Below are 19438 nucleotides of genomic sequence, written 5' to 3' on the forward strand. Positions count from 1 at the left end.
GTCTTGAATTGCTGTTATTAAGCATAATATTATGCTTAATAAGGGTTAATATTGTGTTAATACCCTTTCTGAAATTTCAACTATTGCAGGGTTGCCCGTTTGATCTTTGTTTATCGGGAGCTTATTTCTTGAGAAAACTATAATGCCTTCTTTTGACCTTTCCAGTTTTTTTTGCCTATTTATGTTTGGCTTATTAGTTATAGGAGAAGATGAGGATCTTACTTTGGACACTAATAAAGGTTTCTTATTACCTTCACCTTGCTCTTTTTTATATTCCGCTGTTTTAACGGGTAAAGCTTCACGAAGGAATAATTTCCATCTTGTAATTACTTTACTTGCATATTTTTCACCTAAGTGAGGAGTATGAGAATGATATCGTGCTACTGCCAATTCCCAGTTCTTGGTGTTAGTATAATGGTTTTTCAAAAAATTAGCAGCATAGTTGGTGTTTATTACAGGGTTAAATGCTTGCTCAATATTAGAGAAATTTTTTCCATGGTGGTGTAGATTAATTTGATTACATCCCACATCAATATTGCGTACTCCTTTCCTCATTTGCTCTTTAACAAATTTTACAGCTTTATATTTGTTTTCAAAAAAATAAGGTTTGCCTTCTATCCCGACTGCCCAAGGCCAAGGGTAAAATTTTTTAGCACTTTTATCCCATCTTCCGGATTCAATAATAGCAATTGAATGGAGTAAACTTTCCGGGATATCATATTTATTTTCATAATATTTAATAGCAACACTGCATTGCTGCGCATCATATGAATTATAAGAGGCATTTGCCTTTAAATATATCACGCTTAATATAGCGATAAAGAAAGCCTTTGCCCAAAACCCCATATTACTTATATAATTCTCTTCAATATAACTAAAATCTAGCATAATTATTTGCCGGTTAAAACTAATTTTAACTAAGGGGGCAGAAAATTACCGACCGGGTTATTTATTCACTTTTGGTTATGCAGATAATTCTTTTTAAAATATTTGTAGTAGTGGAAAGTACTTAAAGGTATCAACAAAAGATAGGTTAATCCTACTATCGGTAAAGTTATCCACGGCTCAAGTACCATGCTTGCAATTAATAATCCTACACTAACCAGCATTAGGGTAACATATTTTCTATTAATATTTATCTTTTTAAATGAAAAAGTCGGTACACTGCTTACCATAAGAATACCGATTACGAACATATAAGCGGCAATAATCCATGGAGAAAATTTTATATCTAATAATTCAAAGCTCGAAATCATAGGAGTTAATGCTAATGCTGCAGCAGCAGGCATTGGTATACCTGAAAAGTAATATTGTGCAGTGATTGCTCCCAATTTATCGGTTGCCTGCACGTTAAATCTTGCAAGCCTTAGCGCCGAGCAGGTAATATAAAACAATACTACTGCCCAACCGACACCTTTATAAGGAATTTCATGCAATGACCAAGTATAAATTACAATAGAAGGTGCTACTCCAAAGCTCACAATATCCGCAAGGGAATCGAGCTGCGCGCCGAAAGGACTTGTGCTGTTCAATAGCCTGGCAATTTTACCGTCCAGACCATCCATAAACGCTGCAACAATAATAAGCCCGGCTGCAATTTGCCACTTTGAGTCAATAGAATATCTTACTGCACTAATACCTAAACATAACCCTAAAATTGTAATCATATTAGGAAATAATTTTTGTATCGGAACTTGCAAGCTGGGCTTGTGTCTTTTTCTACTCACTTTAATATTACCTTACTTCGCCGATTCTCTTGTTTTGAACACCTTCAAGGTTAGCTATAATACTTTCTCCGCCGACTACTCTTTGGCCTTCAATTACTTGCGGCTCAATGCCTTTCGGTAAATAAACGTCAACTCTGCTGCCAAATCTGATAATACCGAACCTTTCACCTGTTTTAACCTGTTCGTTATCTTTTAGATTACAAACAATTCTTCTTGCAATGAGCCCTGCGATTTGAACAACACCGACAAGTTTGTTTTCTGGGGTTTCAATTAAAATAGATTGTCTTTCATTATGCTCACTTGCTTTATCAAGGGAAGCATTGAAAAATTTGCCCGGATGGTAATGTAGTATCTTAACTTCACCTTCGATCGGAATCCTATTCACATGCACGTCAAATACATTTAAGAATATACTTACTCTGGTATATTCCTCATCTCCGCCTTCAAGCTCAGGAGGCAGTTTTGCGGTAGTAATTCTTTGTACAAGGCCGTCAGCAGGGCTTACTACAAAATCCTTCTCAATCGGAGTAACTCTTTCAGGGTCTCTAAAGAAAAATACGCACCAAATAGTTAGAAGAACACCAATCCAACCTAATTTTTGTGAGATTAGGAACAAAACAAGCGTAATTATAATAAATATAAGGATAAAAACATAGCCTTCTTTATGAATACTGGGAATAAAATCTTTTATGCTTTCAATCATCGACTTCTTAGTATATATTGTTATTTCGTGTTTACTATATATCAGAATGGTAAGCTTATTACAAAGAAATTTTAACATAAATTAGTTGAATATATGAAAATTAAAAGTGTTTGTGTATTTTGTGGGGCGCGTGACAGCGTAGATAAAGAGTATATTGATCTTGCCGCAGAGTGCGGAAAGATGATGTCCTCCAAAAGTATTGATTTAGTATACGGCGGCGGTAGAACCGGTATGATGGGCGCTGTTTCAAAAGCGGTTACCGATACGGGGGGTAAGGTAGTCGGAATTTATCCGAAACTTCTTGATGACCTTGAGCCTTTGAATACAAATTTAGATAACACTATCTTTGTAAAAAGTATGTTTGAGCGTAAAGAGCTTATGATCGAAAAATCCGATGCATTTTTAATTCTTCCCGGCGGGTTCGGAACACTTGATGAAATATTTGAAGTTGTTACTTTAAAAATTCTTAAGCAGCATGATAAGCCGATTATTATATGTAATTATAATAATTTCTGGCAGAGCTTAATTGATTGTTGTGAGGAAATTATTAATAAGAAATTTGCTCGCACTCATGCAAGAGATACTTATGAAATAGCTGATACATTAGAAGACGTATTTGTTAAACTCGGTTATTAAAGTTAATGAAAGTTGGTATCATCGGTGCTTCAGGTAGAATGGGGCAGGAATTGGTTAAAGTCGCTCTTGAAGAAATGGAGCATAATAAGTGCCAACTGATAGGGGCAAGTGTAAGAGACTCAAGCTATTTACTGGATATAGAAATTATAAACCCTATAGAAAACAAATCTATCGGAGTCGCATATTCGGATAATATAGGAAATATTATCAAAAATGCCGATGTAATAATTGATTTTACCGAGTCTAGTTATTCCTTAAAAGTTGCTGAATTGGCTAATAAATATAAGACTGTTCATATTTGCGGCACTACCGGATTTAATCAGGATGAATTCGAACGACTAACTGAGATAGCTAAGCAAACAGTATTGTTTTGGTCACCTAATATGAGTATTGCAATATATACACTATCAATGCTTGCTGAAAAAGCTGCCGCACTCCTTGATAAGTCATTCGATATCGAAGTACTTGAAATGCATCATAAGTATAAAGTTGATGCACCGTCCGGCACGGCTCTTATGCTCGGTAAATCTGCCGCTAGAGGCAGAGGTATTAATTTTGAAGATTCTAAAGTTTTGAATAGATCGGGATCTAATGGGGTTAGGCAGGAGGGGAGTATAGGTTTTGCAGCTCTTAGGGGAGGAAGTGTAGTCGGGGAGCATTCAGTGATTTTTGCCTCTTCCAATGAAAAGATTGAATTATCCCATACTATGTATAACCGCAAAGTTTATGCCGAGAATGCCTTTAAAATTGCATATTGGGCTAGCACACAGCTTCCGGGTAAGATATATACCGTTGAGGACTATATAAACACCAAGTAATAAAGATATATTAAACACTTCTCTTAAAAACAGTATTTGATATATAGTCCTTTCTTACTCCTTTAACCGTATGCTTAATCTCAAATTTTTCTTTGTTGTTATGGAAAATATACTTTGTATCATAGTTATCAGATCCGCAAAGGTGTGAAGCCTTAGCTTGCCATGGGTATGTGGATTCTTTGGTATCCTCAAATTTTATTATATGAAATAAATCACCTTGTTTCCCATTATGATAAAAATATATTTCTATTTTGGAATCTTTATATATGTATATATATTCTTTATATACCTGCAAGGTTAAATTATCAGTTATAAGCTCTCCATTCTCTCTATAAAGAAGAGAGAGATTCTTGCCCGTATTGCCGGCGGTAAAGCTCGCTTCTCCAATTACTCTGCCTGACCAAGGTTTACCTTTTATTGTTCGGGTGAAATACCAATTACCTTTTAGTAAATCAAATATTTTAGTTGTATGCACAATTTAGTCTTCAAATTTATTGGTGTTTCAATAATATTTAAGTTAATTTCAAAGCACAATGGCTGATAAGAATAATATTCTTATCATATTGTAACAACATAATTGACATAGCACACAAACTCAATTATTGACTAAACTTAAATAAGTCTTCAGGGCAGGGCGTAATTCCCTACCGGTGGTAAATTCATTGTAATTCAATGGAAAGCCCACGAGCGCTTAAGTAGGTTAAACTATTTAAGGACAAGCAGATTCGGTGTAAATCCGAAGCCGACGGTATAGTCCGGATGGGAGAAGGCAGTAGTTGGATATATATCATCTTGTATAAGGCGCTAACCTTGCAAGCTATTCTCTGCCTAATTCTTTTGGTGACGACAAAAGTTTTAAGGGTTTTTAAGTGGAAGATAATACTCATTTATATTATATGAAAAAAGCTCTCGAGCTTGCGCAAAGAGGGGAATATACTGTTTCTCCTAATCCTATGGTCGGGTGTATAATTGTAAGACAGGGCAATATAATAAGTGAAGGATGGCATGAAAGAGCGGGTGAAGCTCATGCTGAAATAATTGCGATTAGAAAATCTACTCCCGAAATAACGAAAGATGCCGATATGTATGTCACGTTAGAGCCTTGCTGCCATTATAATAGGACGCCTCCTTGTACGGATGCTATAATAAAAGCAAAGATAAAACGGGTAATTATTCCGTCTCTTGACCCGAACCCAAAGGTTTCCGGGCGAGGAATTGAGATGCTAAGAGAGGCGGGTATTGAAGTAATTACCGGTGTTCTGGAAAATGAAGCTTTGAAATTAAATGAAATATTTTTTCATTATCAAAAAACAAGGCTACCTTTTGTTATATTAAAGTGGGCAATGTCGTTAGACGGTAAGATGGTAACAAGCGTTCATGATAATAAAAAACTAAGCTCAAAAGAATCATTGGAGCATCTGCATTTGAGCAGGGCAAAAGTTGATGCAATATTGGTTGGAGCTAATACTATAAGGGAGGATGATCCGCTGCTTACCTGTAGAAGTGATGTATATAGTAATAATAATCCGTTAAGGATTGTATTATCAAACGATTTAAGCCTCCCGCTATCGGCAAAAGTTTTACAGGATCAGGATAAAGCTAAAACTTTAATAGTTACTACAAATAAGGTGAGTGTTGAGCAAATAGAAAAAATTTCTTCTAAAGATATTGAGGTGTTAGTTACTGAGAGTGATGAAAATGAGCAAGTTGATATAAAAGCTTTGCTTATCGAGCTAGGCAAGAGAGAGATCACCAGCTTACTCGTAGAAGGAGGAAGCAAAGTGCATGCATCATTTTTTAAGGCTAGGTGTGTAAACAGAGTTGAAGCTTATATAACACCTTACATAGTTGCGGATTTACCTAAAAAACTTGCCCTTAAGCCGTTTGGTTTTCAAGCTATGGGTAATGATATATTTATAAAATCAAATGTATGAGGAGTAGTATGTTTAACGGCATAGTCGAAGGAACGCTTAAACTTTTAAGTAAAACTTTAAATAATAACTCATGTGTTATGGAATTAGAGCGCTTAGAAACTTTAGATGATTTAAAAATCGGGGGTAGTATTGCTATAAACGGAGTTTGCCTTACGGTTACTGAACTAACAAATTACAAATTCGTCGCTGATCTTATGCCAGAGACTTTAAATGTTACCGCTTTAGGTGATCTTAAGCCCGGAAGTATAGTTAATTATGAAAGATGTATGAAATTGAGTTCCCGTATTGAGGGGCACTTAGTTAAGGGGCATGTCGATGAAATCGGAGTAATTGAAGAAATTTATGATGAAGGTAATGCTAAAATCATTAAAGTCTCGGTTTCGGAAAATATTGCTCCTTATCTGATTAAGAAAGGATCAATTGCTATTGACGGGATGAGTATAACTATTATTAGTGTAGAAAATAAATATTTTACCGTAGGGTTGATTCCACATACGGTAAATAATACTGCCGCCCGAGTTTACAAAGCCGGCACAAAAGTAAATTTAGAAGTTGATGATATGGCGAAATATATGTGGAACTTTATGCAAAATAACTTATTGAGTAAGGCAAGTTAAATATGAACCGATTTAAGACTATAAGCAAAGCTTTGGATAGCTTAAAATCCGGCAAAATGGTTATTTTAGTTGATGATCATGATAGAGAAAATGAAGGAGATTTAATACTTGCCGCTCAATTCGTGACGCCTGAGGCAATAGCCTTTATGCTTAAATATACGAGCGGTATTATATGTGTGCCTATGCACAAGGAAAGGCTTGATGAGCTTGGAATAAAGCTTATGGTAAATGAATCTGAAAATACCAGCCGTAATAAAACAAAATTTACTACATCGGTAGAAGCAAGGCACGGGGTTTTGACCGGTGTCTCGGCAGAAGATCGCACAACCACGATTAAAGCCTTATGTAATAAAGGAAGCACCGCAAAAGATATAAGCCAACCTGGGCATGTGTTTCCGCTTGAATATACACCGCTTGGGGTAATTAAAAGGAGAGGGCATACCGAAGGTGCTATTGACCTAATGAAAGCTGCTAATTTAGATGAGACTGCAATAATTTGCGAGCTTATGAATGAAGACGGCACGATGACGAGAGGAACTCAGATTAATGAGTTTGCTGCTAAGCATAATATGGAGATAATCTCTATTGAGGATATTTATCAATATAGAATATATCATGAAACTATAGTTAGCGAAGAAGCTTCTGCTTCTCTTCCGACCGAATATGGAAATTTTAAAATCAGCGTGTTCAAAACTGAAATTGATGATAAGGAGCATATAGCATTAAGTAACTTAAAAGAAAGCCAAAATGAAGCATTGGTAAGAATACATTCCTCATGTGCAACGGGAGATATTTTTCATTCGCTCAGATGTGATTGCCAAAAACAACTTGAATACGGGCTTAAGGAAATAGGCAAAAACGGAGGTATTTTACTGTATCTTGACCAAGAGGGTAGGGGTATAGGGCTAACTTCGAAGATTAAAGCTTACTTACTTCAGGAGAAATATAATTTTACTACTGTGGAAGCGAATGAGGAGCTCGGCTTTCCAGTGGATTCCAGGGAATATCTGATTGCCGCACAAATTATTAAGCATTTCGGTATTACTTCAGTTAAGCTTCTAAGCAACAACCCTAAAAAAGTTGAAGGATTAATCAGAAACGGAGTAGCTGATGTTGAAAGGCAACCGGTGCCGGTTTTTATAAATGAGCATAACAAAGCTTATTTAGAGACTAAAGAAAAGGTTCTAGGACATATTTTAAAATAGGATTAAAATGAAAGATTACAGAATTGCTATAGTTCAAAGTAGATTTAACGCCGAGATAACCGATAGCTTATCTTCAGCTTGTATAGAAAAGCTAAAGCAGTATGGAGTATATGAAAATAATATCAGTTTATTTTATGTACCGGGTGCGGTTGAGCTTCCGCTTGCAAGTAAGCTACTTGCTAAGAAAAAAGATGTTGATGCGATTGTTTGTATCGGGGCGGTAATTAAGGGTGATACCGATCATTATCAATATGTTTGCGAACAGGTAAACTACGGCTGTCAAAAGGTAGCTTTAGAGCAAGAAATCCCCATTATTTTCGGAGTTTTAACCGTGCCTACCTATGAGCTGGCTTTGGCGCGAGCAGGGGATGATTTAAGTTTAAACAAGGGAGCAGAATGTGCCGATGCGGCTGTTGAGATGTTAAAATTTATCCGAATAATTAAAGCGGCGTAGAAAAGGTTGAGTTGTCCTTACTTATTTTTTCTACGCCTTTTTTGGGTTTTTGATTTATCACTACCTACGCTATATTTAAGCCTATGGTTGAAGACAATTTATTTAGTACTCTTGAAGCAAAAGTATCTTGATTATAAAGCTTAAGATCCTCTTCGGGAATATAAGTTTTAAGTAATGCATCAGCCTTATCGTTAAACACTACTAAATTCAAATGTAGGATTGATGTAAAGCATAATAAGGGGAAATAACCTAAGTTGTGAGTGGTAGTAGTAAGTAAGAAGAAAGCAGCAATAGGAGTAAAGTTTACTAAATTATCTCCTATTGCTTTAATAAGATCGTTATCTTTAAAATCTTGTACTGCTGACTGAGCAAGAGGGTTACGGTAGTTATCAAAGCATTCGTCAATGGTTTTGGCAGATAGGTAGGTGTTTAAAACTCCGAGAATTATTGTACCAGCTGCAAGTGCAGGATATAAATAAGTTGTAGAGTAAGAACTTAGTAACTCGGATGAAATTATTCCAAGGTTGTTAACTTCAAGTAAAGCTAAAGCTGCAAGGCTCAGATGGCTTACATTCTTAAGACTAATAATATTATTTTTCATTTTATAAATTAATTAGTTGATTCAAGTGAATTATATATAATAAATACGAACATAACAAATAAAATGCTGTTAAATATTTGTTAAAATTAACATACTAATCTTTTTATGCTGGTTGCTTATGAGTCGGCTTTGGGATGATTTGAACCTGAATAAGGGTGTCAAATGTTCTGATGCGGCATGAGGAATGCTAAAATTTATTCAAACTTTTAAAGGATAATGGAGGCGAGAGGTTGCCTCCTCGCACTTACCTTTGGCTACCTATTTTAACTTCTTGAGAACGTCTTTCACCGCTTACTTTCTTCGTCCATTTATTTGTTTCATGCTCTTGAGTTTCATCCAGCGGTTTTTGCTTGTCACTCTTAGAGTTTTGCGATTTAGTGTTTTTCTCACTTGCTTGCTGTTCATCTAAAGGAACTTGATTTTTTGCTTTCTGCTTCGGTAGTTCATCAAGGGGGACTTCTTTACCGACTTCATGTTTTTGTGCTTGATCCAGCGGAACAGTTCCGGCTTTTTTCAAAGTCTCTTTTAAGTAAAGCTTTTCCGAATTAAATTCATTTTGGAGATTTTCAATTTTTTCTATAATTTCTTCTTTTGATTTAGATTTTGAAAGTTTATCCGGAGGTATCATTTCAAGGTCTTGTTTAAAAATTTCCGCAACTTGGTTAGAGGCTAGTTTCATATTCTTTTCAAACTTATTCGGGTTTTTCATACCGCTTTCAACAAATTCCTTAAACATATCTTTAAAGTTTTCTTGCAATGCTTGGTGTTCTTCCCAGCGATTAACAAATTGAGGATCTTTTTCATGAAAGTACGACCCGTATTTTAATAAGCTAACATGGTCAGCGGATTTACCGTCTTTTTCGGAAGATATTAAATGCATAGCAAGCGGGTATTTATTTATAATTAAATCTTTTAGTGCATTAAGCTGTTCAGGGGTGCTTGCTCCGTTTTTATCAGCTTTGATAATGTTATTTTCAACTCCCTTGACTGCCCTTTGATAATCACTTCTGGAAGGGTCTTCATAAACCGAGTTGATTAAAATTTTCATCATATCATTCAGAATAATCAGATCTTCTCCTAAACCTGAAATTAGGCTTTTAGTTTTCCCCGCTTTTAAGTTTTGCATAAACCCTTCCAGTTCCTCGGCATCTTTAGCTTTATCAGGTGAAAGCCCGCCTACTGAATTTTCTACTTTTGTTGAAATAGGCTTTACGATCATATTTTTAGCCATAAATTCATTTGTTTTATTCATATGATTAGCGAGCTTGACGAAGTGACTATACTCTTTAGGTATCAAATCCTGATTATTAACAATATTTCTTACTGCTCTTGCCTTTTCCTCAGGTTCTTTAGCTTTTCTAAAATCTTCAATTAACCTATCTACATCGCTTTTATCAAAGCCGAGAATACTTTCCCTCATGCCGCGAGGTAGAATTGCTTTAACAAAGTTACGGACACGGCCAATGCTTTTCTCTTCAGGAATTTGAATAATTTTATTTTCCTTATCACCATCGCTTCTTTTCATGGATATACCCCCATATATCTAATATATATAAAGGTATATTAAATTTATTAATATTTAGTTAATTGAGGGATTAATAATAAAAAAAAGGTTATTTTGAATATTATTGAGATAAGCATAATTTATGCAATTAGCTTTTCTTCTTTTAAAGAGCGTTGAACCGGCTCTCTAGCTAAAATTCTCTTTTTATAATCGATAAGGGAAGGCCAGTCGGAAATATCCAGTCCAACGTGTGAAAGCCAAGTTAATATTACAAATAAATAGCCGTCCGGAAGCATATATTCCTCGCCGAGTAAATAAGTATGGTTCTCTAAGTGTTTATTGATAAAATCTAATTTTTTTGCTAATAAGGGTATGAAAATTTCATCCTTTAAATTTTCCGGAACTTGAGAATTAAATAATGGCGAAAAGCTTTTATGCAGATCAGAAGTGATAAAATTTAGCCATTCAAGAACCCTGTATCTTAGTAATTCACCGAGTGAAGGTAATAAGTTATATGCTTTATATGTGTCTGATAAATATTGCTGAATGACTACGTTTTCGGTTAATAATTCACCGTTATCAAGTAATAATGCAGGCACAGATCCCTTGGCATTAATAGATAGAAAGTCACAACCGCTTTCCGTAATCTTTGTGTTAAGGTTAACCGCTTCATAGCCACAATTAATACCGATTTCGTTGATTAAAATTCTTACTACAAGAGAGCATGAGCCTTTTGAATAAAATAATTTCATCTAAATTACCTTTGTTAAATTTTACCACTTAGGTTGGTTTGCATTAAATTCTTCAACATTTAATTTTACTACTTCAACTAATGAATTTGTAGTTTCAAATACATGTTTCTGCCTTTGTGAGCTGGTTCCGTTTTTGCATATGTTTTTAATATCTTCGAAATATTTTTCATATTTTAGTTTGGTAATATACGGTTCAATTTTATTGACCCACTCCAGGATATCATCTTTTAAGGGCTTAGTATCACCTTCGGTATTTGTTACATAAATTGCTTCCATACCATGTCTGATTACGCGCCATTTATTTTCTCTCAGTAACCACATCGGCGGAGCAGGGAAACTATCAACCCAAGTGCCGTTATCCTTAAACCAATGCGCAAGTGCATGAATGAAAGCAACTATAGCGGTTGCTTCTTTTAGGGTGGCGGTGCCATCACATATTCTAATCTCTAATGTTCCGTAGTTAGGGCTAGGTCTTAAATCCCACCATAAATCCTTAAATGATTTAATAGCGCCACATTTTTGAAATGTTTTACAAAGGTGAACAAATTTTCTCCAGTTCATACCTTGGTTCGGGAGTCCTGAGGTCGGCATTGATTCAAATATTGTCGGCCTGCATGATGCAAGTCCGGTATCCATTCCCTGCCAAAACGGGGAGCTAACTGATAAAGCCAGCATATGGGGAATAAAATGCATGAAAAAATTATTAAATTGCATGCATTCATCACCGCTTTGCATTCCCAAGTGAACATGTAAGCCGTATATAGCCCACCTTCTGGTTAACCATTGATTTCTATCAATTAGATCTTTATATCTTTCCGCAGAATAAAGTTCGGAATCCTCATAGCGGGCAAAAGGATGCGCTCCAGTCGAGGATAATAGGATACCCAGTTTATTAGTAACGGAAGACAAGATATTTACGGTTGATAACAAATCCTGTTCCAACTCGGTTACTGTTTCACAAATATCACTATTTATTTCTAAAAAACTTTTGAATATTTCAGGTTTGATTTTATGGAAATTGCTAAACTCTTTTAAAATATCATCTACTCTTGGGCATAAGTTATAATTTGAAGGGTCAATCAGTTGAATCTCAAGCTCAGCTCCGAGAGTTAGAGGTTTTGAAGGTTTGAAAACGAGTTCATTTTTATTAAACTTATGAGTAAAAAAGTTTTTAAGGTTAGTTAGCATAAATATTTACTCGTAATTTATTTGAAATAATAGATTAATACTAACCTTTAAGAATTTCAATTATTAAATTGAAATAATTTTATAAGCTTGTAAATAAAGTTGAAATTGCTCCGAGAAGGATTCAAGATTTTTAATAGATAAGAATGTATTTTATAAAAAAATACATTCTTATCTTGAAATCAGTGCTTAAAAAGTATCTTGGTTAAGTACATCATTATCGATGTTTACTTGTAGTAGGAAGTCTTTTTGAAATGCGGCTCTGTTAGAATCAGTCGCCATTAAAACTATAGTTTTATCAGGAATCTGTCCTTCAAGCACGGTTACTGCTTCAAAATTATCCGCCCAGGAATATCTGGCGGCATCTTCTTCGGACGATACCGGGTTAACTTCTAACAATTCAATCCCTGAGATTGTTTCACCGCCTTCAACACCCGCTAACTTGGAAGCGCTTATATACTTCAGTTTAATCCAGTATTTTTCCGCTGTTTTAGCAAAATTTCTCTCAAACATTCTTTCAAGGACAAGCAATCCTCCGGTGCTTAAAAAAGTCATCCCTGACACTCCATATCCTGGAGAGCTTTGGTAATTGAATTCTTTAAGATTATTCAAAGTATTATAGTCGCTATTTACCGACCATAAATAGGCTTCATGTATTCCGGTGCTTTCATCCTGTTTTGCTCTGCCGTATTCGCTTATTGCAAGAGCCATACCTTGTTTTGAAATACCGAAAGCTTCTATGCCTTCATTTTTCGGTAAAGTTTTAATATTATCAGGATAGACAAAACTTTGCTTCTTATAGCCGTTCTCAAAATCACAGCCTTTATAAACACTAAAATTTTCAATATTTAAACCTTCATGAGAAACAATACAATCACCATTATAAAAGGTAACTTCTTCAATATCTCTAAGATTATAAGGTAAAAATTTACCGTTTTCATCTTTAAAGTTACTGATTACGGAATCCTTAAATCCTGTTATCACATCACCTTCTAGTACCGGCTGAGTTTTGACATAAGCGCCGCGATCGGAGATAAGTACTAAATTTCCTTCGCCGTCAACCGTTGCACCAGAAAACTCACCGAACCATTTCTCTTCACTACTAAATGAGGAAGCTTTTTGAGCATAGCCGTGTAAAACATTATTCTTAACTATATTTACTCCCTCTTTTAACGCTCTTGCACCTAAATGAGTATAGAGATGATATTCATTAATATCACTTAAGGTAAAGTTAAAATTTATTTCATTTTTCATATCCTGCTTATTTAGCCTTAAAAATTTTCCGACATATGGTAAAAAACGGGAAGCCATCTGTTGAGCACTTTCCAAAGCCTGCACCGGCCTATCCCAAAGCTGGCTTAATAGTTTATAAGGGCCGTAAATTGCCGGTTCTACTATCCATTCCTGTAAGTGTTGAAAGCTTGGAATATAGTTATATTCACTCGGTGCGGTCATTTTATCTCCTATAGTGGTTATTATGTTTTCAGCATAATGAATTATTGAGGTCTTATCTTGCCGTAAATCACCAAAATTTTCATAAATTTGGTGGGTAGCAGTGATAACCAGAGCGAGGGTTAAAGGCACAGCAACCAAATTAACCCCGGGAGTAGCTGCTACTCCATACAAGACAGGTATAACCGTTGAACTGAAAAGATTCACCATAAAAGCAGATGCAGCTCCTTCTATTGTGCCCTTGATTAATGCTGTGCCGAAATTAGGTAACACTCTATACAGCTCTTCATATATAAGCTTGCCTGCTTCTTTATAATCCTGCTCTAAAAATTTATTTTTTGCAGAGGCAATTATGTCTTGATCCATATCGTTTATAAATACATGACTTATTTCGGAAATTATTCCCGCAGGTATTTCAATTGCATATATTTGAGTATCGGCCGATAATATTTTATTGGTCACTCCGGTATCTGTATTATATTTTGCGGCATATTCGTAAGTAAAGCCATAATAAGAGCCAGTATGTAAAAAACTTTTAGTACCAATATTTTTAATTGCTCCGAAAATTATCCCGCCTGTAAGTGGCATCTTCAAAAATTCCTTCGCAATATAACGCCCAGTATAGCTTAATACGGCGCTTGGTACATGAGAAGCTAATGCATCCTTAGCTAAAAACTCTTTAGGTTCAGTGGTGTTGCTGCACAACCCTTTAATAAACCAATTGGAATCGATAGTATTTCCGCAAGTGTTATATTGTAGGCTATTAAGGAAATTGGTACCCATGCCGATTAGAATATCAAAGGCAATCGTATCGGAAATTTTTTCGGCTAATATTTGTGGTATGCTCATAATAATATATAATAAGTTGGTAGTTTGCCGGTACAGTGAGATAATAAATAATTCAAAGCAACCAACAATTGCGCACAATTATACCATTAAATCTATTTAAATAAACTAAAAGAATGCCTATATTTAACTATAAACATTACTATTTAAATAACTTAGTGAAGAAAATATTATGTTTTATTAAATATGATTTATTTTTTATGAATGTTTTTTCGGTATATAATGATGTAACAAATTCCCGTTTTCTTTAAGCCAAAGATCAGCTTCCTTACATCTTGGGTTTACTTCCGCTAATAAACTCCAAAAACGCTGATTATGACTCATCTCAAGTAAATGACATAACTCATGTGCAACAACCGACTCAATTACGAAAAGCGGAGCGAATGCAAGCCTCCATGAAAACGATATTCTTCCTCGCGAAGAACAGCTGCCCCATCTGCCGCTCTGATCTCTTAAAGATATATTAGCATATTGTGCACCCAATTTTTTGCAGATTTCATCGGCATAAATATAGATTTTTTCTTTAAGCAACATTGAAAGATGTTTTTTGATTTTGCCTAACGAATTATTATCAATTTTTGAAACCAAAATTTTATTATTTTCAATTTGAACTTTCTTTGAAGCAGTGTAAGTCGCTTCAATAGTATGCGGGATGCCGAAAACCATTATTTCATTTCCTACAGGTACGGTAGATTGAAATTTTTTTAAATTTTCTCTAATCCATTCTTCTTCAGTCATTAAGAAGTTATGCGCATGCTTAATGTTTACTGATACTGGAGTGACAAGGCGTACTCCTCTAAGACCGACATGAATTCTAAGCTTTTTGGCACGTGCGCTTTGCCTTAACTTTACTTGTATAACATCAGAACCATTAATTAATTCAATCGTTTTTATTTGGTTCGCAACTAAGGGGGCAGTAATATTCTTTTTCTTCATGTTTATTTTAGATCAGTTAATTTATAAAAAGCGGTTTTAAAAGCAATACACTTCATGGTAAATGGCGAAATTAAGTAATTCAAATATATTTTTAAACCGATAAAAAATTATTTTGATAAGTATTACAATCTTATTAAGGATTAGCATAAGTTAAAATCCTCATAAATAGCCATGGCACAAACTTATATCTTTTTATTGAGCATTCTTCAATTAGCAAATATAATAAGCTTTTAAAATATATAGCTAACTGTTGCACTTAGTTAACTATAATATAAACGGTATATAAGCCGGGTAAACAATGAAAAGAAAGCGAAGAAAAGTAGAGGTTGTGGCTTATAAAGAAGAGTGGAAGAAGATATTTCATGAAGAAGCAACAAATATAAAAGAATTAATGGGTGAACTTATAACGTATATTCATCATATCGGCTCTACAAGCATTTCCAATATAAAAGCTAAGCCGATAGTTGACATAATGCCGGTAGTTAAAGACATAGCGCAAGTTGATGCTTTTAATATGGAAATGGAAGCTATGGGTTATAAAGCTTATGGAGAATATGGACTAACGGGCAGAAGATATTTTGCTAAATTTTCCAATCAAGAAGAGAATACAAGGGTAGCTCATGTACATTTTTACCAAGAGGGTAATCTTGAAGTAGAGCAGCATTTATTATTTAGAGATTATTTAATTTCTCATCCTCAGGATGCTCTTAGGTATTCCGAACTGAAAGAAAGCTTAGCTGAAAAATATCCTAATGACATTGATAGGTATAGAATGGGCAAAGATATTTTTATTAAACAAATTTTGAAGAAAGCAGGATTTATGCTTACTTATCTACGTGAAGTTAATACTGATAATGAATGGGAGCAATATCATACAATCCGTGAAACCGAGCTTTTTAATAATTCTGATAATAAATATGATAGAATGCACCCGAGCCTCAGCGACTCAAATAATTTGCATTATGTATTTTATAAGGGAGCCGATATAATTGGAGTTATTCAACTAGAGCAATTGACTTCTAAGAAAGTTGCTTTTCGCAATATAGCAATAAAAGGAAATTTTAAGAACCGTGGTTTCGGTAGTGACCTGATAAAACAGGCTGAAAGAATTGCAAAAAATAAAGGCTATAAATTAATTTTACTCCATGCTGCCAAGGAGGCTTATAACTTTTATAAGAGAAACGGATTTAGTGAGATGGAGTTTAAAGAAAAGGTTGAGTTTAACTTGGAATGTATTGATATGGGCAAAAAGATATAAACTTTATAGTATTAGCGCTAATACTATTTAGCAGACTTATTATCATTAATAATATTCTGCAAAGTATGTTTAAACTTTTTATCCTTTAGCATTTCGGCAAGGAATGAACGAAGTTTAATACATATGCTGTTGCCTTCGATATCATGCACATCTACACAGCTTTCTTTGTTGTGATTGTTTAAAAGATCTTCGGCTTTTATCCACATGAAGTCATCTTTCTCTTTGTGACTTAACACTTGAGAAGCATTGCGATTTCTAATTAAAATATCTTTCTCAGTATAAAATGGCGCTTCAACAAAGTTTATCATTACTTCACGATTAACTGATCTTTGATAACAAGCTTTACCGTTTTCAAGAATGTATTCACTGTCAAGCTTATAGGTTCCTGCTGTTTCTTCCTCTAATTCTCGTATACTTCCTTCTAAAAAAGACTCTGAACTTTTATTAGGTTTTAATTCAACACTTCCACTAAATTCCGAGTATTTACCAGAAGATACGGGGTCATTAACATCTTGTTTTTCTCTACCGATTAAAATATAAGCTTTACCTTTAGAATATGTGTATAACATTATTCCTGCGGTCGCCTTCGGGCGTCCGTCTTTTTTAAACATTTTAGGTCTTGAATGCAATATCCTCTCCTTTGAAGCTATATCATAAGAGCAGCGAAATAACAGATCACCTTGAGTTGCAAAAGCAAGGTTGTTATTAACTAGTATAATATAACATAGAAAGATTCTAATTAGTATATACATTTTACTTAAATAACCGATAGATACTATTAAAAAGATATATACTAAAGGTTATTTAAATAAAACTTTATCTTTACACGTCAGAATTAGCTTTTTTATCTATACGCTCAGTTTTTTTAGCAGTAGAAGCTTTTTGCGAGGCTCTAGAAGCAGGCTTCTCACTTTCATAAATTATAAACGGCTTAGAATTATTCTTTATAACTTCTTCAGTGATGATGACTTCTTTAACACCTTCAGCGCCCGGAACTTCATACATAAGTTCTAGAAGAGTATCTTCCATTATTGCTCTTAAGCCGCGTGCACCGGTTTTTCTTTTAATTGCCTTATTAGCTATTTCTTCTAAAGCTTTTTCTTCAAATTTAAGATTAATTTTCTCCATTTCAAAAAGCTTAATATATTGCTTAACTAAAGCATTTTTAGGCTTAGTTAAAATTTCAATAAGTGCTTCTTTATTTAAATTATTAATTGTTGAGATTACGGGAAGCCTTCCGACAAACTCGGGTATTAATCCATATTTCAATAAGTCTTCCGGCTCAACTTTTGTGAGTAATTCGCCGACATTTAGATCTTCAGGATTCTTTACATCAGCTCCAAAACCGATTGCAGAAGTTTTACCTCTTGCTGCAATCACTTTTTCCAAGCCGTCAAATGCACCACTACAGATAAAAAGAATATTAGTGGTATCAACTTGTAAAAATTCCTGTTGTGGATGTTTTCTGCCGCCTTGAGGCGGAACTGCTGCAATAGTGCCTTCTAAGAGTTTTAATAATGCCTGTTGTACTCCTTCGCCTGAAACATCACGGGTGATGGAAGGGCTATCCGATTTTCTGGAAATTTTATCAATTTCATCAATATAGACTATTCCTCTTTGTGCCCGCTCCACATTATAATCAGCAGCTTGTAATAACCTTAGAATGATATTCTCCACATCTTCACCGACATACCCCGCTTCGGTTAGCGTTGTTGCATCAGCTACAGCAAAAGGAACATCAAGGATTTTAGCTAAGGTTTGTGCAAGTAAAGTTTTACCGCAACCCGTAGGCCCTATAAGAAGAATATTAGACTTAGAAATCTCAACATCACTACTTGCGCCTAAGTTTGAAAGCCTTTTGTAGTGATTATGAACAGCAACAGAAAGAATCTTTTTAGCTCGCTCTTGCCCGATAACATAGTCATCCAATGTGATTTTTATATTTTTAGGTTTAGGTAATTCATTGCCTTGAGCAATTGTATTTCTGCTGTCTTCTTTAACTATATCCATACATAATTCGACACACTCATTGCAGATAAATACGGTAGGCCCTGCAATAAGTTTTCTTACTTCATGTTGGCTTTTTCCGCAAAATGAACAATATAATGTGTTTTTTATTTCAGTCATGATTCCCTATCCCCCGATTTTATTTCTTCTCCTGCTGAATCTTTTAGTGCTGTCCTTTCAGAAAGAATTTCATCTATTAAACCAAATTCTTTAGATTCCAGTGGAGACATAAAATTATCACGCTCCATACTACTTTTTATTCTACTTATATCTTGACCGGTGTGTCTAGCATAAAGTTTATGAAGCATCTCTTTTGTTTTTAAAATTTCTTTAGCGTGTATTTCAAAGTCAGTTGCTTGGCCTTGGAAGCCGCCTAAAGGTTGATGTATCATTATTCGTGAATTAGGAAGGGAATATCTCATTCCCGGCTCTCCACCGGTGAGTAGAACCGAACCCATTGAGCATGCCTGCCCGAAACAAAGGGTAGCTACTTTCGGTTTAATATATTGCATTGTATCATAAATTGACATACCCGAAGTCACAACTCCGCCCGGGGAGTTAATATACATAAATACTTTTTTATCAGGGTTCTCGGATTCAAGGAAAAGAAGCTGTGCAACGATAAGTGAAGCCATATTATCTTCAACTTGGCCTTGTACAAAAACAATACGCTCCTTAAGTAAACGTGAAAATATATCGTATGCTCTTTCACCTCTGGAAGTCTGCTCGACTACCATTGGTACTAAGCCCATGTTGATACTATCTTCAATTAAATTATTAAACTTTTTTCCCATAAATCCCAT

Annotated in this window: 20 protein-coding genes and 1 riboswitch; of the genes, 7 read left to right on the forward strand and 13 right to left on the reverse strand. The window is 34.9% G+C overall.

Translation table 11 applies throughout. The features are described from left to right. Positions 1-45 precede the first annotated feature (45 nt). The 3 genes from I862_RS07725 to I862_RS00480 form a co-directional block, all read right to left on the reverse strand. On the reverse strand, positions 46-888 hold the full coding sequence (locus I862_RS07725) for a transglycosylase SLT domain-containing protein (protein ID WP_052646264.1): 843 nt from the start codon (positions 886-888) through the stop codon (positions 46-48). 65 nt (positions 889-953) lie between these two features. Continuing rightward, on the reverse strand, positions 954-1727 hold the full coding sequence (gene pssA, locus I862_RS00475) for a CDP-diacylglycerol--serine O-phosphatidyltransferase (protein WP_038537681.1): 774 nt from the start codon (positions 1725-1727) through the stop codon (positions 954-956). Positions 1728-1734: 7 nt separating this feature from the next. Continuing rightward, complete coding sequence (locus I862_RS00480) at positions 1735-2508, reverse strand: phosphatidylserine decarboxylase (protein ID WP_267880533.1); 774 nt, start codon at positions 2506-2508, stop codon at positions 1735-1737. A gap of 15 nt (positions 2509-2523) precedes the next feature. Here I862_RS00480 and I862_RS00485 point away from each other — a divergent pair, with 15 nt between their 5' ends. Both I862_RS00485 and dapB read left to right on the forward strand, forming a co-directional pair. Further along, entirely contained in the window at positions 2524-3066 is a 543-nt protein-coding gene (locus I862_RS00485) for an LOG family protein (RefSeq protein ID WP_038537687.1), read from the forward strand. Positions 3067-3071: 5 nt separating this feature from the next. Further along, complete coding sequence (gene dapB / locus I862_RS00490; protein WP_038537690.1) at positions 3072-3884, forward strand: 4-hydroxy-tetrahydrodipicolinate reductase; 813 nt, start codon at positions 3072-3074, stop codon at positions 3882-3884. A 10-nt stretch (positions 3885-3894) separates the two neighbouring features. Here the strand turns inward: dapB and I862_RS00495 are convergent, their stop codons facing one another. Further along, positions 3895-4359 (reverse strand): DUF6314 family protein, encoded by a 465-nt coding sequence (locus tag I862_RS00495; RefSeq protein WP_038537693.1) that lies wholly within the window; start codon positions 4357-4359, stop codon positions 3895-3897. Between the two features lie 141 nt (positions 4360-4500). After that, positions 4501-4659, forward strand: a riboswitch (FMN riboswitch). Between the two features lie 94 nt (positions 4660-4753). Between I862_RS00495 and ribD the strand changes: the two genes are divergently transcribed. The 4 genes from ribD to ribH are packed head-to-tail and all read left to right on the forward strand — an operon-like array spanning position 4754 to position 8094. Continuing rightward, positions 4754-5818, forward strand: a complete 1065-nt coding sequence (ribD, locus tag I862_RS00500) for a bifunctional diaminohydroxyphosphoribosylaminopyrimidine deaminase/5-amino-6-(5-phosphoribosylamino)uracil reductase RibD (RefSeq protein WP_052646265.1) — start codon at positions 4754-4756, stop codon at positions 5816-5818. Between the two features lie 8 nt (positions 5819-5826). Next, complete coding sequence (gene ribE, locus I862_RS00505; RefSeq protein WP_038537695.1) at positions 5827-6435, forward strand: riboflavin synthase; 609 nt, start codon at positions 5827-5829, stop codon at positions 6433-6435. 2 nt (positions 6436-6437) lie between these two features. Next, positions 6438-7640, forward strand: a complete 1203-nt coding sequence (locus tag I862_RS00510) for a bifunctional 3,4-dihydroxy-2-butanone-4-phosphate synthase/GTP cyclohydrolase II (protein ID WP_038537700.1) — start codon at positions 6438-6440, stop codon at positions 7638-7640. Between the two features lie 7 nt (positions 7641-7647). Further along, positions 7648-8094, forward strand: a complete 447-nt coding sequence (gene ribH, locus I862_RS00515; protein ID WP_038537702.1) for a 6,7-dimethyl-8-ribityllumazine synthase — start codon at positions 7648-7650, stop codon at positions 8092-8094. Between the two features lie 64 nt (positions 8095-8158). Here the strand turns inward: ribH and I862_RS00520 are convergent, their stop codons facing one another. From I862_RS00520 to I862_RS00545, 6 genes are all read right to left on the reverse strand, one after another. Beyond that, positions 8159-8695, reverse strand: coding sequence for a hypothetical protein (locus I862_RS00520; protein WP_038537704.1), 537 nt, complete (start codon positions 8693-8695; stop codon positions 8159-8161). Between the two features lie 244 nt (positions 8696-8939). Beyond that, the gene (locus tag I862_RS00525; protein ID WP_038537707.1) at positions 8940-10220 is read right to left on the reverse strand and encodes a hypothetical protein; all 1281 of its coding nucleotides are present in this window, start codon (positions 10218-10220) and stop codon (positions 8940-8942) included. 119 nt (positions 10221-10339) lie between these two features. Continuing rightward, positions 10340-10951: a glutathione transferase GstA gene (gene gstA / locus I862_RS00530; protein WP_038537709.1), complete on the reverse strand. Its 612-nt coding sequence runs from the start codon at positions 10949-10951 to the stop codon at positions 10340-10342. Positions 10952-10972: 21 nt separating this feature from the next. Beyond that, positions 10973-12139 carry a carboxylate-amine ligase gene (locus I862_RS00535; protein WP_038537712.1) on the reverse strand — a complete coding sequence of 389 codons (1167 nt, stop codon included), beginning with the start codon at positions 12137-12139 and terminating at the stop codon, positions 10973-10975. Positions 12140-12325: 186 nt separating this feature from the next. After that, positions 12326-14437 (reverse strand): esterase-like activity of phytase family protein, encoded by a 2112-nt coding sequence (locus tag I862_RS00540; protein WP_038537715.1) that lies wholly within the window; start codon positions 14435-14437, stop codon positions 12326-12328. 195 nt (positions 14438-14632) lie between these two features. Beyond that, on the reverse strand, positions 14633-15370 hold the full coding sequence (locus tag I862_RS00545; RefSeq protein WP_038537717.1) for a M48 family metallopeptidase: 738 nt from the start codon (positions 15368-15370) through the stop codon (positions 14633-14635). Between the two features lie 298 nt (positions 15371-15668). On the opposite strand from I862_RS00545, the gene I862_RS08335 reads away from it, so the two are divergent. Further along, positions 15669-16628, forward strand: a complete 960-nt coding sequence (locus I862_RS08335; protein ID WP_075260568.1) for a bifunctional GrpB family protein/GNAT family N-acetyltransferase — start codon at positions 15669-15671, stop codon at positions 16626-16628. A gap of 23 nt (positions 16629-16651) precedes the next feature. Here the strand turns inward: I862_RS08335 and I862_RS00555 are convergent, their stop codons facing one another. The 3 genes from I862_RS00555 to clpP form a co-directional block, all read right to left on the reverse strand. Then, positions 16652-17257, reverse strand: a complete 606-nt coding sequence (locus tag I862_RS00555; protein WP_158499231.1) for an NUDIX hydrolase — start codon at positions 17255-17257, stop codon at positions 16652-16654. Between the two features lie 193 nt (positions 17258-17450). Then, a complete protein-coding gene (gene clpX / locus I862_RS00560; protein ID WP_052646266.1) occupies positions 17451-18755 on the reverse strand; it encodes an ATP-dependent Clp protease ATP-binding subunit ClpX in 1305 nt (434 codons plus the stop codon). Further along, complete coding sequence (gene clpP, locus I862_RS00565) at positions 18752-19387, reverse strand: ATP-dependent Clp endopeptidase proteolytic subunit ClpP (protein ID WP_052646563.1); 636 nt, start codon at positions 19385-19387, stop codon at positions 18752-18754. Before clpP ends, clpX begins: the two co-directional genes overlap by 4 nt. Between the last annotated feature and the right edge of the window lie 51 nt (positions 19388-19438).

Origin of the sequence: endosymbiont of Acanthamoeba sp. UWC8 (assembly GCF_000730245.1) — a bacterium.
In the GTDB taxonomy this organism is placed as follows: domain Bacteria; phylum Pseudomonadota; class Alphaproteobacteria; order Rickettsiales; family Midichloriaceae; genus Jidaibacter.

Excerpts from the sequence above, each read along its gene's own strand:
- I862_RS00480 (WP_267880533.1), bottom strand. The coding sequence starts at position 2,508 with ATGTTAAAATTTCTTTGTAATAAGCTTACCATTCTGATATATAGTAAA.
- I862_RS00525 (WP_038537707.1), bottom strand. The coding sequence starts at position 10,220 with ATGAAAAGAAGCGATGGTGATAAGGAAAATAAAATTATTCAAATTCCT.
- I862_RS00520 (WP_038537704.1), bottom strand. The coding sequence starts at position 8,695 with ATGAAAAATAATATTATTAGTCTTAAGAATGTAAGCCATCTGAGCCTT.
- clpX (WP_052646266.1), bottom strand. The coding sequence starts at position 18,755 with ATGACTGAAATAAAAAACACATTATATTGTTCATTTTGCGGAAAAAGC.
- I862_RS00485 (WP_038537687.1), top strand. The coding sequence starts at position 2,524 with ATGAAAATTAAAAGTGTTTGTGTATTTTGTGGGGCGCGTGACAGCGTA.
- I862_RS08335 (WP_075260568.1), top strand. The coding sequence starts at position 15,669 with ATGAAAAGAAAGCGAAGAAAAGTAGAGGTTGTGGCTTATAAAGAAGAG.
- ribH (WP_038537702.1), top strand. The coding sequence starts at position 7,648 with ATGAAAGATTACAGAATTGCTATAGTTCAAAGTAGATTTAACGCCGAG.
- I862_RS07725 (WP_052646264.1), bottom strand. The coding sequence starts at position 888 with ATGCTAGATTTTAGTTATATTGAAGAGAATTATATAAGTAATATGGGG.
- I862_RS00510 (WP_038537700.1), top strand. The coding sequence starts at position 6,438 with ATGAACCGATTTAAGACTATAAGCAAAGCTTTGGATAGCTTAAAATCC.
- clpP (WP_052646563.1), bottom strand. The coding sequence starts at position 19,387 with ATGGGCTTAGTACCAATGGTAGTCGAGCAGACTTCCAGAGGTGAAAGA.
- I862_RS00535 (WP_038537712.1), bottom strand. The coding sequence starts at position 12,139 with ATGCTAACTAACCTTAAAAACTTTTTTACTCATAAGTTTAATAAAAAT.
- dapB (WP_038537690.1), top strand. The coding sequence starts at position 3,072 with ATGAAAGTTGGTATCATCGGTGCTTCAGGTAGAATGGGGCAGGAATTG.
- ribE (WP_038537695.1), top strand. The coding sequence starts at position 5,827 with ATGTTTAACGGCATAGTCGAAGGAACGCTTAAACTTTTAAGTAAAACT.
- I862_RS00545 (WP_038537717.1), bottom strand. The coding sequence starts at position 15,370 with ATGAAGAAAAAGAATATTACTGCCCCCTTAGTTGCGAACCAAATAAAA.
- gstA (WP_038537709.1), bottom strand. The coding sequence starts at position 10,951 with ATGAAATTATTTTATTCAAAAGGCTCATGCTCTCTTGTAGTAAGAATT.
- I862_RS00540 (WP_038537715.1), bottom strand. The coding sequence starts at position 14,437 with ATGAGCATACCACAAATATTAGCCGAAAAAATTTCCGATACGATTGCC.